This is a genomic window from Emticicia sp. C21 (assembly GCF_003418935.1).
GTDB lineage: Bacteria > Bacteroidota > Bacteroidia > Cytophagales > Spirosomataceae > Emticicia.
Map to the genome: position 1 here is coordinate 568838 of NZ_QVMT01000002.1, position 16797 is coordinate 585634.

Here is a 16797-nt window from a genome sequence, read left to right on the forward strand (position 1 = left end):
AACATGAAATATATTATTCTTACGCTTCTTTTAACTGGTTGTATAGCCAACAGACCAACCAGTCGCATTGAGTTTGAAGCCCCGGACAGATACCCTGAGGGGATTGCCTATGATAAAAATGCTGACGTTTATTATGTTTCATCTATGCGCGATGGAACGATTGGAAAAGTAACACCCGGAGGGGTATATCAGGTGTTACACGCTGATAGCACTTTGAAATCTACCTACGGTATGAAAGTGCATCCTGATGGCAAAAGATTGTTTGTTTGTGTAAGTGATGCCAATTATAGCAGATTTACTTCGCCTGACACCCGCCGCAAAATGATTCGTCTGATAAGCATTGATACTTCAACAGGTAAGCGCTTATCAGATACTGATTTATCAGATTTAGTACCGGGTAAACACTTTGGTAATGATATTACCTTTGATAATAACAACAATATTTATATGACCGATAGCTTTGCCAATGCTATTTATAAAATAACATCCGATGGGAAAGCCTCAGTTTTTGCTAAAGATAAGCTTTTTGAAACAGAGGGAATTGGTTTAAATGGTATTGTCTATCACCCGGATGGATTTTTGCTAGTAGATAATAGCGGCACAGGCAGAATCTATAAAGTGGATATTCAGAACCCTAAAAATGTGAGTCAGGTAGGAATAGACCAATACTTTATGGGAGCAGATGGTTTACTTTTACATGACAAAGACAGACTTACTATAGTCTCAAATGGCGGCAATGACAAGATATTTCAGATAAAGACTGAAGATAACTGGAGAACCGCCAAACTGGCAGCTACTACACTGCAAATGGATGCTTTTACATATCCGGCTACCGCGACCATGAAAGATGATAAAATATGGATTATGAACGCCAAAACCAGTGAGCTGGCAGATAGCAACGCCACTCCATCCAAAAAATTTGCTATTCAATTGGCTACTTTAAAACCAATTCCTAAAAAATAGGTTTGCTTCTTATTGCCATCTGAATGATGAAAATCTAAAATCATAGGAGATGTCTTTAGGATGGCCATGAGACACATATGAATATATCAAAAACGAGCTTGCAAAAGTTGAGAGAGGACGCAGAAATTCGCTTCTCTCAACTAATTTAAAGTGATATTTAATAAACACAAGTTGTAACTTTGCTATTTTACGCTACTAATCAAAATCTATTTCCCCATCCACTCTTTAAACTCCGTAGCTTTTTCGCGACTTATCAGGACCTCTTTTTCTATAGCAGGCTGTAGCTCCAGCTTGAGTTTTCCATTAAAATAATTGTGAATCTTGGCAATAGATTTAACATGAACAATAAAACCCCGGTTAGCCTGGTAAAAGTCCTGCGGATCCAGCATCTGTTTCAGTTCTTCAATGGTATAATCTACAATGTATTTTTTCTTGTCCCATGTAATAAAATGAGTCAATCGCTCTTCGGCATAAAAATAAGCTATGTCTTGGGTTTCAATGGACAACAGCCTTTGCCCCATCTTCACCAGAAAGCGCGAACGATATGATTTGGGCTGATGCTGTTTCAATTCATAGATAAGTTGCGCAACATCTATGCTGGAAGCAGAGAATTTTTGTTGCCAATGCATGTATTTATCAAGCGCATTTTCTAATTCTTCTTTTTTAATAGGCTTTAAGAGGTAGTCTACACTATTCACTTTAAAGGCCTGCAACGCATATTCATCATAAGACGTAGTAAAGATGACCATGCTCTGGATGGTCACATGATTGAATATTTCAAAACTCTGCCCATCGGTCAGTTCAATGTCCATCAGAATAATGTCAGGATGTTTATGCTGTAACAGCCATTCTACCGACGATTTAATACTTCTGGTATTGCCCACTATGTTAATAGAAGAATCAATAGAGGTAAGCAGGCGACTCAGCTTTTCGGCACCTAATTGTTCATCTTCAATAATTAATATTTCCATGATACTATTACATATTTTTAATCAGTGGCAATACCACTATAAATTCATCAACTGTTTCTTTAATTTCCACTTCGGGGTAATTCAGCAACTCGTATTTTGATAGGATATTACTCAGTCCGACTTTGTTTGACACCACTGTTTTGTTTTTCTTTTGCAGGTTATTACTCACTACAAGTTTTTCGTCCTGCGTATACAGTTGCACTTTTAGTGGTGTATCCGGATCAACAATATTATGTTTTACCGCATTCTCCACCAGCAACTGTAATGTCATAGGCGGCAATAGCCAGTCCTTCATTTTTTCTTCAATTCTTATCACTGGCTGGAAACCTATGCCAAAACGGGTCGTTAATAACATATTATACGACTTAATAAAGTCTATTTCCTTTTGCAGGGTTGTTAGCTGCTCTTCGTTGCTGCGTAGCAGGTAACGATACACCCGGCTCATTTCTTCTACAAACTCCTCAGCTTTATCGGGATGTGTAGCAATGAGCGAAGAGAGCGAGTTTAAACTGTTAAACAAAAAATGGGGGTTTACCTGTTCTTTCAGCAAATCAAACTGGGTCTGTAATTGCGCTTTTTTCAACTGCTCTGTCTCCAGTTGTGAGGCTTCGATACGACTAAAAGAGGTGTTTGTTTCGTAAACTGCCTGGTTAACAATGGTGCAGATAGCTCCTGCCATAAGACCACTTAGCCAGGTTTTAACAGTAAACTCGTAGTTTAGTATATTAAGCAGATCAAACGCCAGACACATCAATGTAACAATCATGGTCACAATAAGCAGGTTTATAATCGAGAAAAGTACCACTCTTTTCAGGGTATCTTGGTACGAAGGATACATCTGCAGCATCTTTCCGGCCAGCCTGCCTTGCAAAATCCATATACCAACCACGATAAAAAATGCAACAGTTGAAGCCACACCAAAATTTTTAAGGCTGGAAAAATATACGCTGCCTAAAATGAAGTAATTAATTACCACCACTGTGGGCGGAAGTAATACTGCCATCAATAATAAGGCTGTTCTGGTTTGAAGTTTGGGCTGCATAACTCAAATATCGCAAAAAATACACTTCATGCGAATAATACAGGGTGTTAAGCTGCAAAATCTTGTTTTGAAGCGTAGAAATAGCTGTTTGAAATACCCCTACGATTATATACGCTTCCCCAGAGCTCCTATCTGCTCCACTATTGTATGGATTGTATCCACTCACGAACGAAAGTTCTGGCAGGTTCTACTACTTCTTTGCCGGCGCGGAAAGCCATTTTCCAGTACATACTTTTACTTTCATAGTTTTTATCCGTAAAATATCTGATGCCTTTCTTTTCGTATAGTTCAGCCTCAAAATTGATGTCTTTAGTTTCTTCCATGAATCTTAACAGACGCTGCTTTATAAACTGCTGATGTTGGGCTGGATATTTCGTTTCCCAATCTGCAATAGCTTTTGCGTAAGTATCATCCCTGTTTTTTACCAATGACGGGTAGCCTTTTCTGTAGCCTGCAATGGCCTTATTATTAGGGTCTTCTGCCTGTTGCAATTGTTTGCGGATAGATTCCAGTACTTTTTCAAACACAGGTTTCATCGAAGCATCCGCTTTTTTCAGACTCTGCTCCACATCTGCCATGCTTTTCTTTGTATTGGTAATGATTCCCTGTTGCATTTCTTCAGGTGTTTCTACTACATACATGACCGGTTTCTTCTGTTCGCGCAAAGCATTGTATTCTTTAATAAAGTCTGAACTGTTTGTATATTGTTTCGTATATGCCAATAGGTTATTAGTAAGAGTGGTCCGGTTTCCGAGGGCAGTACTTCTGATATTTTTTACACCATAAGCATCCAGGTAACCTCCCAGCAGGCTATTGGTTATTTTATCATTTGCATCGGCTTTGCTGATACCTAACTGTTTTAAAAAATCATCTGCTATTTTTTTATGCACGGTGAATGAAACCATGAACAGAGATAAAAGAACTATGGCTATCATTAAGACAGATGCTTTGATAATGGCAATGGGTTGGTGTATTTTTTGAGGTTTCATATGTTTATTTTTTATGATTATAATAGTTGAAATTCAGCTTATTTTGGTTCTTATTTAACTTGTACCACTATCTGATAACTGGTACTGCCTGTATATCCGGACTTGAAAATTCCGGTGACTTTATTGTTGTAGGTGCCGGTATTACGTATTCTTATTTGCAAAAGCTGACTATTGGCTTTATTTCTGGCAGCTATGATATATTTTCCAAGCGGTACATCCTTAATGCCGTCTTCTCCGCCACCAATATCTGTGAGGCTTTTGGTAATAGTTTTCCCGGTAGTACCATCTGCCAAAGGACCTTCAGGTGTCAAAGTCAGTTCTACATCTTCCATTAAAAACGCTGCCCCTGGTTCAGGATACACCGCCACGTAGCTACCATAAAAGCCCCCTTCGGGTTTAGCACCGCTTAGCTTCCAGCTAAAGTTCCGGACAGCACCAGTATTACCTGCAAATGGTTCAGCGTTATCCGGGTGCAGGTTAAATTTATAGGTCTGCCCCTGGTAATTGCGTTGTATCTGAACCGATGCTTTCCAACTTCCATTGGGCACATTGGTTTTGTAGTATCCATTGGCATCACTGGTAGCGTATACGTAGCTAGCATAATACACCGTGTGCTCAATTACTACCTGAGCGTTTGCCATTGGATTTCCCTGACTATCAGTAATGCGTCCTTTTATTACTCCCTTTTCAGGACTGGTGTTGGTAGAGATATCGGGTAGTGGTTCTTCTGTTTTAGTACAGGCAGTCAATAATAGGGCCTGTAACAGGATTAATAAAAACATCTTTTTCGTTTTCATGGATAAAAAATCTAAAGTTTTACAAATTCAACTCTGCGGTTATTGGCTTTGCCTTCTTTGGTAGTATTATCATTGACAGGCATCTGTTCTCCGGCTCCTTCGGTCTTCATCCGGTTGGCATCAATACCGTAATCGTTCACCAACGCCTGCTTTACTGCTGCGGCTCTTTTCTTTGAGAGTTCCAGGTTAGCTGCATGATCGCCATCACTATCTGTGTGCCCGATGATATTTATTTTCAGTTCCGGGTTCTGGGTAAGAATGGCGGCTATTTCGCGCAATACGCCGTGACTATCCGGCAACAAGACAGGGGCATTTACATTGAATCTTATGCCGGTGGTAGAGAACCTTCCTTCATCAAGCAGTTTACGCCTTGTGTCCGGCAAACCCTTTGCAATTTTGATGTTGCTGATGGCATAGCCTACTTCCGCTTCCGGTCCGCCATATCTTTTCACAATAAAATAGAGTTGGTTGATGTTTGCAGTGGCAACCATTGCCTTTGGCAAATCATACAGTTTTTCTTCATTGAACCAGATGCGAAGCCTTTCTTTCTGTACCTGCATGGCCACATGAATTTTTTCATTAAATGCCTGCAGGCGGGCAACCGGTTTTTTAATATCGGTTTTTAAATAGGAGGTACCGTTGGCATAAGTTTGTAAATGAATAGAAGCATTGCTGTTTTCGGAAGGCTGGATATTCATTTCTGTAGCAAAAGTGGCCATATAGTTTTTCAGCAAGGCATTATCAATGGTTGATAACTTTCCTGAAGATAATACACCCCAGATAAACTCAGGAAATGGCGCTCTGGGATTGGTGCGGTGCAGTACAAGATCAAACTCAACCGTAAAGTTTTCAGTGAATGATGCTTTATTATCGGTGAGGTAAGCAGAGCTTTGATATAATTGTACCCAGTTACCATCAAAATTATTCAGCTTTACCACAGCGCCGGTTCCATTGGTGTTCCAGCCGGTGGGCAATTCTCCCATATTATCTGTGGCAAAATCATTGCTGTAAATCACTTTTTCACCCGGAATAAAATCATATTTCACCTGTAGTTGTTTTCCGGTAAGAGCTGTCTCTTCAACTCTTTTATTGGCAAGGCCATTATTTTTTATGGGTTGGTTCGCCATGTCAAGCGTCTCAGCAATGCCCTTGTCTATTTTCCGGTCAGCTCGGGCTTGGGCGTGTATCTGATTATTGACTTTATTGTTCCACCCATCTACTTGTGTTTGCGCCACTACCTGACAGGCTGCTAACAGGATTACAAAAATTTTCTTAATCATCATTTATTTGTTTTTCTGCTGCAAAAATGGAAGTACTAGAAAGCAGAAAAAAGCCTGATTGGTATCAAACGGAGATAATACTACATGAATTAACAGTTCTGGTGAATTAATGCTGATAGCTCTAAGAAATAAGGAAATTTGTGGTGTTGGAGCTTTTAATTCAGGATAATGGCCTCATTCTGAACTATCTAAACTTCGGTCGCTTATTTCTCCGTTTCATTACACGCCTCATTGTCCGTCAGCATAAACGGGTCTAACTTGCGCCGGTATTCATCAAAAATCAAAATTATGTTAAAGCAAGTTTCTCTTTTTTTAACCGGTTTCATTGCCACCATATGCGTGAAGGCACAACCGCCTCCCGGACATTAATATCACTAATAGTTGGAGTCTCAATAGTGGATTTCAAAGCTTATTAGAGGCAAAGGACTATTCAAATAGTCTTAAGCCAAAATTTATCTCTTCACTTATTTTTTAAATAAAAATTTTATGCGATTTAAAATCATTAAAAAAACAGCAATGGTATTTCTGATACTTCTGAGTTCTTATTTAATCATAGGAAATTTACTTCACCGAATTGTATTTCCGGAGGAAAAACCGGCGGTGGCCGGATGGTTCAAACCGGGACAGGAATTTTATAGCAAAGCAGAGGGTTTCCGGCAAACTATTGTGAAACAGGAAGATGGGTTTGTACATTGCTTACTGGAGATAGAACCCTTTGCCGGAGGGCCTCCCAAACATATCCATACTGAATTTGACGAAAAGTTTGAAATAGAAAATGGAGAACTAACGGTGTGGGTGAATGGAGAAATAAAGAAAATCAGGCCAGGTGAAGTATTAAACATTCCTAAAGGTACACCGCATAGGCCCTACAACGAAACGGCTGATACAATACGTATCAAAAATCCGATTGCCTTTCCTGAAAAGTTTGCCTTTAATCTTATACAGGTATATGGTGCAATGGACAGCCGCCCTGCTTTTGAACAGTCATCAGATATCGCTTTCCGGATGGCAATGTTCCAAACTAGCGGTTTGGACTCTTATGTGGCAGAAGGACCACCCGTGTTTATTCAGAAAGCCATGGGTTTTGTATTGGCCCCAGCACTACGACTTTTCGGATACAGGAGCTATTATAAAAATTACGACCCGTTAGTAAGGGAAAAGCTATAAAGCGTTGGAAAACTATTATTACAAATACATTTAAACGGTTATTCTTAAAACAATGATTTTATTATGGACTTCAAGAACATTATTTACGCATTTGCCTGTCTTTCTTTCGCTATTGTAATAGGGGGCGCCATCTATGAACATATGGGAGTAGTACCTCGATGGAGCGCCGCTCCGCCTGCTTCGTTAAGCATGTTTCAGGGGAAATATGGGTTAAATCCAGCTCCTTTTTGGATGACTATACACCCTGTTACCCTGCTATTGCTGACCACTGCTATTATCTTATTCCGAAAAACAGACTGTAAGGCTTACCTGCTTACAACCACCATTGGTTATGTAATAGTATTGATTATCACATTTATGTTTTTTGTCCCCGAACTCATGGCCATAACCGGTACTCCTTATTCAGAGAATATAGATAGTTCTTTAACAAAGCGGGCAAAGCAATGGGAAGTCTTAAGCCTTGTTCGGTTGGCTTTTTTGATTGTATTGGCGATTGTAGCGTTTTTAGGGCTTACTAAAACGAAATAGTAGAGCGTAAAATTGACGGACATATCTATTGAGTGTTTGCTCAATCATGGCTTGTTTTAGGGTTTCTGGCATCATCATTAGAAAGGGGCAGCTAAAAAAGATTTTTAGCCAAATACTATTTGGAAAACTCCATCCTAATGCTTCCGCGTGGTGTCCGTCCCAACAGTTGAGAAGGGCTTGAAAGTCCCTCTGTAATTTCTATGATTCAAGCAAGTGAAAATGTATGATATTCCTGGTGTAAAAATTACTTTTTAAATTATAATTAATTTATCAGGTTTTTATTCGATTCCAGTCATAACAATTGTTGCTTATATAGGATTTGGACTCTAATCAGGTTCGATTTTGTTCATTACCACCCGAGAATCAGGTAGTTAGGAAGAAATTCATGGCTACCTTTTTTCTTATGTATAGAATAGGTATCAATTTTTTAAAACTTTCAAATTTTGAAAATGACTTATTGTATTCCTTATTTTCTATTAAATTTTACTACCCTCTATCCATTTTTTCCAGCCGTCATAACCAATATGGACATCGGTATTTGATAGGTTCGGTTGTATTTCTTCGGTTTTTGCCTGATTGAGTTTTTTCAATTGTTCAATACTTTCATAAACACCACTCTTAAGACCTGCGAGATAGGCGGTACCTAAGGCCGAAATATCAGCATTTGATTGTTTTTTAAGAGGGATACCTAATAAATCAACTAAAAAGCGAATCACAAATTGATTACGGGTAATACCGCCATTCACCGAAATAGATTGCAAGGCTGTACCTATATCCTGCCTCATGGCTTCAATCACATCTTTAATCTGATAGGGGATACTTTCCAAAGCTGCTCTTACAATATGGTTCTTGCTGGTTCCAAAGGTCATGCCTTCGAAGGATGCGCGTCGGTTCATTTGCCAGTGAGGGCCACCTAAACCGCTAAAAGCAGGAATAAGATATACACCTGCATTGTCTGGGATAGCATTGGCCATTGCTTCGGTTTCTGAAGAATCTTTGAATAAATTGAGTTCATTTTTGAGCCATTCGATGGTAGAACCGCAAGCCACAATTGCACCTTCAAGGGCGTAGTCAATTCTATTTTCAACACTCCAGCAAATGGTGGTTAGCATGCCATTTGACGAAATTACAGGTTTGTTTCCGATGTTCATCATAATTGAACTGCCTGTACCCAATGTCACCTTGGCAGTGCCTTGCTCAAAACAACCCTCGCCAAAGGTTGCTGCATGAGAATCACCAATGAGGGCATTGATGCTTATGGATAAATTTGTTGTTTCAAACTCAATATTCCAGATACCAAATTCGTATGAAGACGGGCATACTTCCGGCAGATTTAGTTTTTCTAAACCCCATAGTTTCAGAATCTCCTCGTCCCAGTTAAGGGTATTGATATTAAAAAGGAGTGTTCGGTGAGCATTGGTATAATCGGTTTTAAATGATTTACCTTCAGTAAATTTATATAATAACCAACAGTCTACAGTTCCGAAGTAAAGCTCTCCTTTGGTCAATTTATCCTGTAAATCCTTATCATTTTCAATCAACCAAAGTAGTTTAGTGCCAGAAAAATAAGGGTCGATTATTAGTCCTGTTTTTTCTTTAATCAAAGGCTCTTGATTATTGGCTTTTAACTTTTGGCAGATATCAATTGACCGTTTACAAGCCCACACTACAGCGGGTGCGAGGGGCTTACCTGATTTATCCCAGAGTATGAAAGTTTCTCTTTGGTTGGTGATGCCACAAGAGGCGATATCGGAGGCACTAAACCCTTTTGCCACAAAATCTTCCATACATAGATTTACAGCATCTAAAACATTCTGATAAATTCCTTCAGGGTTTTGCTCTACAAAACCATTGCCGAAATAATCGGTATGCAAATCAGCGTGGCCAAAGGCCACAGGATTACCCGCTTGATCAAAAACAATGGCTTTAGTACTACTGGTACCCTGATCTATGGCAAGGACGAACATTTTAGCTTAAAATTAAGGGATGTACAATCGAGTTATAAATACTAGGTTAGTTTATTTCTTTTTGCTTTTCTGGTCGATAATTACGGCTAGTAAAATCACTAATCCTTTGACCACTTGTTGCCAGAATGGCGATACATTTAAAAGAACCAAGCCATTATTTAAAACACCTATAATAGTTGCGCCAATGACTGTACCAGTTACAGAGCCTATACCTCCAGACAGGGAAGTGCCGCCTATTACTACGGCTGCAATAGAGTCTAATTCATAACTGGTTCCTGCATTGGGTTGGGCAGAATTAAGTCGTGAACTGACTAATACACCTCCAACAGCAGCCATCATGCCGGCAATTCCATAGACGGCCAGTTTGATATTATTAATATTGATACCTGATAGAAACGCGGCTTTCTCATTCCCGCCAATAGCATATATATAACGGCCGAAAGTAGTTTTTTTACTGATAAACACCACTATCGCCACTACAACCAATGAAATCCAGACAGGTACCGGGATGCCAATCAGCCAACCAGAACCTATAAACTCAAAGCTTGCACCCAGATTTGAAATAGGCATACCTTCTGTATAAAGCATGGTTGCTCCGCGAGCGATAGTGAGCATGGCCAATGTTACGACAAAGGGTGGGAGAGAAAACCGGGTAATAACCCAGCCATTGAAAATGCCAATTAACAAACCTATAAGCAGGGCTGCTAATATGCCGCCTAAAGTAGTAAAGCCAATCAATAAATCGAAGGGTTCAATCGCAATGCCTTTTGTTAATAATCCGGCACAAACGGCGGAGGTGAAAGCCAATACCGAACCTACGGATAGGTCAATGCCCGCAGTTAAAACAACCAGGGTCATGCCCACTGAAATGCATACATTGACAGATATTTGCCGGAGAACATTCCACAAATTATTGGCGGTCAGGAATTTATCTGATAAGATACTAATGGCCAGGCATAACACAAAGAGTGCTATCAATGATTGTGATTTCTTTAATAGTTCTTTATTCATCTATTTGAGTGAATAGTTTTTTTAAATAGCGGCTTTCAATAGTTTGTCCTCATTTGCTTCATCAGCCGAAAACTCTGCTTTCAACTTTCCTTCCGACATCACCAATATTCTATCTGCTAACGCCAGTAATTCAGGGATTTCTGAAGACACTATAATAATGCTTTTGCCTTCGCTTGCCAGTTTTTTAATGATTTCGTAAATCTCATTTTTCGCATTGATGTCTATACCCCGGGTGGGTTCATCAAGCATTAAAATCCTGGGATTGGTTGCCAACCATTTTGCCAATACCACTTTCTGCTGATTTCCCCCACTTAAATTCACACATAATTGCTGGGCCGACGGCGTTTTAATAGCTAAGGTTGAAATATAGTCTTTAGCAAGCTGTTTCTCTGATTTTTCGTTCAGAAGACTGTTTTCAGGTAAAGTAGTCAGGCTGATGTTTGAGGCAACATTCATTCCTAATACCAGACCCTCGGTTTTCCGGTCTTCTGTTACAAAAGCCATTCCATGCTTAATTGCATCTTTCGGTGATTTGATGCTGACTTCACGATTATCGATAGATATAGTCCCTTGCACTTTTGTAACATTCAGCCCAAAGATAGTTTCCAGTAATTCAGTTCTGCCTGCGCCCATTAAGCCAAAAATACCCAGTATTTCACCTTCTTTTAGGTTAAAAGATATGTTATCAAGCAGGTTTCTGTTTTTTAGCGTGGGATGGGGTAAGGTGAAATTTCTTATGCTTAATAAGTCTTTTGTAATATTGGTATTGCCTTGTTTTTTCTGAATCAACACCTCTCTGCCTACCATTTTTCTGATTAAATCCTGCTCGGTGGTCTGGCTCATTTCTCCGGCATCGATGCTATTCCCATCCCTCATGACGGTATATGTCTCTGCTATTTTGAATAGCTCGTCCATCTTGTGGGAGATATAGACAATGGTCTTGCCCTCTTTCTTTAAACCGGCAATGATTCGGTGCAGATTTTCTATTTCTTTATCGCTTAGTGCTGATGTTGGCTCATCCATTAGAATTACCTGTGCATCAGCCAAAAGAGCTTTGGCAATTTCAATGAGTTGTTGTTCGCCTACTTTCAGGTTTTGCACCAAAGTATTGGGCGAAACATTTAATTCTAATTTAGCGAGTAATTCTTTGGTAATCTGAGTCATTTTTGGAGTATCTAATAAACCCCAGTTATTTCTTATTTCCTGCCCAAGGAATAGATTCTCTACAATATTCAATGCGGGAATCAGATTTAATTCCTGATGAATGATGGCAATCCCGGCTTGTTGCGCATCTTTGATGCTTTTGAATTTTACAGGCTGACCATTCAACAAAATCTCGCCTTCATAATCTGTATAAACACCCGTCAGTATTTTCAGAAGGGTAGATTTTCCTGCCCCGTTTTCGCCCAAGATAGCATTCACTTTCGACGGGTAAAAAGTCAGGTTTACCTCGTTAAGCGCCTTTACGCCCGGAAAAGATTTAGATATGTTAATGGCCTTTAGCACGAGTAGATTGTTATTCTGATTTTGAGATTTTAACTGGTAGAATATTTAATACAAGCGATTTATCTTGTTGCTTACTTAGTTTAGTGGCTCCATGCACCGTTATTTTATCACCAACATGAATACTTTTCAAATCTTGCGGAATGGACTTTTCCCGGATGATAGTATTCAATTCTTCAGAAAGCTTGTTAAAATCAGCATTGGTTTTAAAATCTGTTAACTTAACTAAATCCGAAGCATCTCTGATAGCATTGCCAAAGATATATTTTGTGTCGACAAAGAATACTATATTATTATCGGTGACTACTTTCAATCCACTTTCCTCTTTTTCTATCACTTTTCCTTCGCCTTTTATCATGAAGTAAGCAGAATTACCAATACCTAAGCGATTGCCATAAGCTTTAAATGCAGAGTCCGCATTCGATTGTGCCGATGACATTAGTTGCGAAAGCTCAACCGCATGATTGCTTTTGAGAATACCCTGATAATAGAGTGAGTCAGCAAAAGCTTTAAAATTGAAACTGCTTTGTTTCTGATTCCGTACCTCGCTCAGTTTTCTGAAATAAACTGAGTTATAGCCAAGAATCAACAGAATAAGGATAAATATGCCTTTCTTCATAATGCTCGATTATTATTGATAATTGACTGCATTTGCCATTGTTACCAATTCTACTTCTACTGGTACTCTTTGCGGGAAATCCCGTTTGCCTTTAAAATATTCATCAGCATACTGGGCGGCGGTTTTTGCCATTACTTTCGGGTATTGCATGCCTGTTGCCACAATTTTCTTTTCCTTTATTTTCTCAACTACATCAGATGCTCCATCAAAGCCAAATACCTTTACTTTATCTGCCTTGCCTGCTGATTGAAGTGCCTGGTAAGCACCCATGGCCATTGCATCATTACCACAAAAAACAGCGTCAATATCGGGGTGTGCCTGCATGATGGTTTCTAGTACTTCCATGGCTTTGTTGCGGTCGAAATCACCGCTTTGTTGGGCTACCATCTTCAAGTTTGGGAATTTATCTACTACTGAGTGAAAGCCTCCAGATCTTGCCCAGGTATTATTATCACCTACTAGTCCAATGATTTCAGCGTAATTTCCTTTTTCTTTCAAAGCTTTTACGAAAGTTACTCCGATCTCCACACAACCCGAATAATTATCGGAAAGTATCTGACTGGTAGCAGCGTTATCGGCATTGATTTCTCTGTCCATACAGAACACCGGAATACCTGCAGCCTTTGCTTTGAGTACATTGGCAATAGAACCATCGGCATCAGTTGGGTTAAAAAGAACGGCATCAAAGCCAGAAGAAATCAGATTTTCAAAATTATCTGACTCAGTAGCAGGATTATTCTGTGAATCGAAAATCTTGGCTTCATAGCCTAGTTTTCTAGCGTTTTCGGCTGCTGACTCTGCTAAGACCACAAACCATGGGTTATTAAGCGTAGAGATAACTACGGCTATTTTAGGTTTTCCGGAATTTTTCTCTCTACAGGAGATACTCGCCAGACTCAGCATAGCGAGTAGGAAAATGACTTTTTTCATACGCTTCAGGGTGTAACGTTGACGATTACTCTTTGATAACGGGTAAGATTAGGCTTGCCGTTATCGGTTACTTCCAATATAAAATGCATAGTTTTGGGCTCTGTGACTTTGGGCGCTGTAAAAGTGATTTCCTGCCTGGTAGGATTATTTAGTACAAATCGGCTGGCAGTCAGGCTACCTACTTCTTTGTAAAAGAGCCAGTTATAAGTCAGCTCATTATTGTCAGGGTCAGTTGCTTTGCCTGATAAGGTTACAGGTACTCCTGATTTTACTGTGATATTATTTTCGTGACCCAAAGAAACTACTGGCGGATGATTGGCTTCTTTATAGGTTTTGGCTACGCACCAGTCCATCCTGGCAAAGAAATCGTTCTGAAAGGCCTTTCTCCATCGCCAGATAGTAGCCTGATTACCCGTATGGTAAGACTTGGTGATATCGCTATATACTTCATCCTGCGTATCTGTCCAGATAGGGCGGGTTTCCGGCTCATACATATACTTTTTGAATTGGGGGATATACAATTCGTATCTACCTCCCCAGCCGCCATAATTCGGATTTTCAGGGTCATTTAAACCATTTTTAATTAATCCCATAAATGCTGGGCTATCACCTTCCATTAAAAAATCTATTTTCGGATATTTCTCACCTAATGGTCCATGATTCTGGCGGACGTGCTGGTCCAAATATTTATTACGAACGATGGTAGTATCTGCCCCTGTAAAGCGTCCATGAAAAATATCACCAGAAATACCCGTCCAGGTAGCAAAGTGGTATTGTCCTCCGCCATTTTCTTCATAACCCGGGCTAACGATATAGAATAAATCAGGAAAATTTTTTCTTATCCAAGGGCCTGTATCATCCTGATCAGAGATTGTATAAACTCTTAATTTTTTTACAATTCGATTAACGTCAGCTTGCTTCTGTGTCTTTTGTAGTTTGAAAAGCGCTTGTGCTAATACATTTGTACCTCCCCATGCTTGAATATACAAAGGTCGGGCATCGTTTTTCAGCATGCTTTTCACAAGCCATTCAGAGCCTTCTGAATCTTTGCCTTCACCCAGACCTTCTTTACCAAAAACAGGTAAGCCTTTTTTAATGATAGAGTGAATGTATGCTTCAGTAGGATAACCTTTTTCATGTATTTCAAGATTGTCTCTTACTTTTCCGTAGGCATCTGTAATTTCGTGTAAGCGCCACTCGGCAGTTTTAGTGCGTTGCCAGCATGAGGTGGTTGCTACCAGACCCTCTATGTCGAACTGATTGGCATAGGTCAGGAAACGCACGTAAGACATGGCATCATCCGGCTCATTTTCAATATCTGTCAGCACAAATACTCGTGGATTCTGTGCATAACTCAATTGGCAGGCCAGGAAGCATAGTAAATAACCAATAATTCTGTTTCTCATGGTTTGTCAGGGTATTTCAGTAATTTTTAGGGCGATATAGGGTTTCAACGGCAGTCTGACTTTCTGATTATCTTTATCCAGAATCCGGTAATCGTTTGGCTCATTAGTAAAAAAAACTAAATCGACGGGTGAGACAGACATATCCCATGTATCAATTACTTCCACTTTGTATTTCATACCTGCCTTAGGTCGTTCGAAACTGGCATTTTTATGTGGTAGGTTGAACGACCATGTTTCGTTGATTTCTTTACCGAAATAGATAAGATAAGCGCCTTTTCCATTAGTAGCGGTTTTGAAGTCCCGGCTTACGTCGGCCATTTCTAATGGGCCGGTTTCTGAGACTATCTTTCTGATAAATCCGGCTCTTTTCCAGCTATTGCCTTTAAATTTTCCGCCCTTTGCCCAAAAAATAGTGTCGCGGAGGTCTTTAAACATAAAAGATTCGCCGTGAGTCACATAAGTACCACCAATCAATCCCATCCATATCAAGTGATTCATTTCTTCGCCGCTATATCTTCCCCAACGGGACTTTAAATTGCCTTCATAACCCACCTCGTCAAAAATGATAGGTTTTGGATAAATGCTCCGAACAATGGCCGCTCCACCCCAGTTTATCACAGGCGATTCATCCTGAATAGAAGTATGAGTAATTTCAGGCATCTGATAATTAAAGTATTTGGCCGTGCTGCCATGAATGGAGCAGAGATGATGGTAAGGATCGGCTTTCGTAACTGCTTTAATCAGGGTGTCCCAGTCTTTATCTGTTTTACTTTTCACATAATCATATTCGTTAGCCAACGACCACCAGACATTGCGGAAAGAAGCCAGGCGAGCCACTAAATATTTAATATAATTCAGATTAGCCTCCATTGGCATTTCGTCAAATCCCCATCTGCCTTTGTCGTATGGATGAAAAAGGATTAAATCGGCTTCAATACCCAATGCCTGCAAATCATCGATACGTTTTTCTAAATGCCTGAAAAAGACAGGGTTGAACTGAGTATAATCCCAAACTTTTACTTCGTTTCCTTTAGTGTCTTTTTTCACTTCTTTAATAAAGTAGGGATACACCGAAGGTTCTTCTTTTACCAGTTCATAGTTTTTAGGAAACACGCACATCCGGATTTTATTGAACCCTGAATTCTGTAAAGATTTCAGGGTTTGTTCCTGAACATCATTAGCCATATGTGTCCAGGCATAGGCAGTTGTTCCTAATGGAAAATAAACAGTGCTATCAGCATATTTGAAATGATAGGTTTGAGAAACCCTCACAATTCCGTGGTTTTTCACACCTGCTTTTACACATTGAAATTCGCCTTTTTTGTTGTTCAGTGCAGCTAATGAACTACTGGTTTTGTATTGCCATGTACCCGTATTTTCGGGCATAAACCGGATAATATATCTGTTATCGCCATCATAAAAACCAGCAATAGTAATTGAAGTATCTTTATGAGTAAACGTAGCCGATAAGGCATTATCTGAAAAAGTATTTTTGCCAGAAGTATTTTCTAGTATAAACTCAAACCTATTCCATTGCTCAATTTTCTGTTGAGAAAAAAGAGCAATGCTGCTTGAAAAAAAGCAAATGAATGAGGTGAATAGGGAAATATTGTATCTGGACATC

The 16797-nt window shown here is 39.6% G+C and carries 15 protein-coding genes; 3 read left to right on the top strand and 12 right to left on the bottom strand.

What is annotated here, in order from left to right; all coding sequences use genetic code 11:
* Positions 1–3: 3 nt before the first annotated feature.
* Entirely contained in the window at positions 4–963 is a 960-nt protein-coding gene (locus D0T08_RS07175; RefSeq protein WP_116982034.1) for a gluconolaconase, read from the top strand.
* Between the two features lie 206 nt (positions 964–1169).
* On the opposite strand, the gene D0T08_RS07180 is transcribed toward D0T08_RS07175, so the two are convergent.
* The 5 genes from D0T08_RS07180 to D0T08_RS07200 all read right to left on the bottom strand — a co-directional run bounded on the left by D0T08_RS07180 (position 1170) and on the right by D0T08_RS07200 (position 6045).
* Positions 1170–1934: a LytTR family DNA-binding domain-containing protein gene (locus tag D0T08_RS07180; RefSeq protein ID WP_116981913.1), complete on the bottom strand. Its 765-nt coding sequence runs from the start codon at positions 1932–1934 to the stop codon at positions 1170–1172.
* Between the two features lie 7 nt (positions 1935–1941).
* Positions 1942–2976 (bottom strand): sensor histidine kinase, encoded by a 1035-nt coding sequence (locus D0T08_RS07185; RefSeq protein ID WP_116981914.1) that lies wholly within the window; start codon positions 2974–2976, stop codon positions 1942–1944.
* A gap of 140 nt (positions 2977–3116) precedes the next feature.
* A complete protein-coding gene (locus D0T08_RS07190) occupies positions 3117–3965 on the bottom strand; it encodes a hypothetical protein (protein WP_116981915.1) in 849 nt (282 codons plus the stop codon).
* Between the two features lie 50 nt (positions 3966–4015).
* On the bottom strand, positions 4016–4762 hold the full coding sequence (locus tag D0T08_RS07195) for a carboxypeptidase-like regulatory domain-containing protein (protein ID WP_116981916.1): 747 nt from the start codon (positions 4760–4762) through the stop codon (positions 4016–4018).
* Positions 4763–4773: 11 nt separating this feature from the next.
* Positions 4774–6045 (bottom strand): OmpA family protein, encoded by a 1272-nt coding sequence (locus D0T08_RS07200; RefSeq protein ID WP_116981917.1) that lies wholly within the window; start codon positions 6043–6045, stop codon positions 4774–4776.
* 483 nt (positions 6046–6528) lie between these two features.
* Between D0T08_RS07200 and D0T08_RS07205 the strand changes: the two genes are divergently transcribed.
* On the top strand, positions 6529–7209 hold the full coding sequence (locus D0T08_RS07205; protein WP_116981918.1) for a cupin domain-containing protein: 681 nt from the start codon (positions 6529–6531) through the stop codon (positions 7207–7209).
* A 63-nt stretch (positions 7210–7272) separates the two neighbouring features.
* Positions 7273–7737 carry a DUF1772 domain-containing protein gene (locus D0T08_RS07210; protein ID WP_116981919.1) on the top strand — a complete coding sequence of 155 codons (465 nt, stop codon included), beginning with the start codon at positions 7273–7275 and terminating at the stop codon, positions 7735–7737.
* Positions 7738–8213: 476 nt separating this feature from the next.
* Here D0T08_RS07210 and D0T08_RS07215 read toward each other — a convergent pair whose 3' ends face one another.
* Genes D0T08_RS07215 through D0T08_RS07245 form a run of 7 tightly spaced genes read right to left on the bottom strand, consistent with a single transcriptional unit; the run spans position 8214 to position 16796 of the window.
* Entirely contained in the window at positions 8214–9704 is a 1491-nt protein-coding gene (locus D0T08_RS07215) for a glycerol kinase GlpK (RefSeq protein WP_116981920.1), read from the bottom strand.
* A 51-nt stretch (positions 9705–9755) separates the two neighbouring features.
* The gene (locus D0T08_RS07220; RefSeq protein ID WP_116981921.1) at positions 9756–10715 is read right to left on the bottom strand and encodes an ABC transporter permease; all 960 of its coding nucleotides are present in this window, start codon (positions 10713–10715) and stop codon (positions 9756–9758) included.
* 21 nt (positions 10716–10736) lie between these two features.
* Complete coding sequence (locus D0T08_RS07225) at positions 10737–12221, bottom strand: sugar ABC transporter ATP-binding protein (protein ID WP_116981922.1); 1485 nt, start codon at positions 12219–12221, stop codon at positions 10737–10739.
* Positions 12222–12231: 10 nt separating this feature from the next.
* The gene (locus D0T08_RS07230) at positions 12232–12837 is read right to left on the bottom strand and encodes a DUF2291 family protein (protein ID WP_116981923.1); all 606 of its coding nucleotides are present in this window, start codon (positions 12835–12837) and stop codon (positions 12232–12234) included.
* Between the two features lie 12 nt (positions 12838–12849).
* Positions 12850–13767, bottom strand: a complete 918-nt coding sequence (locus D0T08_RS07235; protein WP_116981924.1) for a D-ribose ABC transporter substrate-binding protein — start codon at positions 13765–13767, stop codon at positions 12850–12852.
* Positions 13768–13772: 5 nt separating this feature from the next.
* Positions 13773–15173, bottom strand: a complete 1401-nt coding sequence (locus D0T08_RS07240) for a DUF1593 domain-containing protein (RefSeq protein WP_116981925.1) — start codon at positions 15171–15173, stop codon at positions 13773–13775.
* A 6-nt stretch (positions 15174–15179) separates the two neighbouring features.
* Positions 15180–16796 (bottom strand): DUF5060 domain-containing protein, encoded by a 1617-nt coding sequence (locus D0T08_RS07245; protein WP_116981926.1) that lies wholly within the window; start codon positions 16794–16796, stop codon positions 15180–15182.
* Between the last annotated feature and the right edge of the window lies 1 nt (position 16797).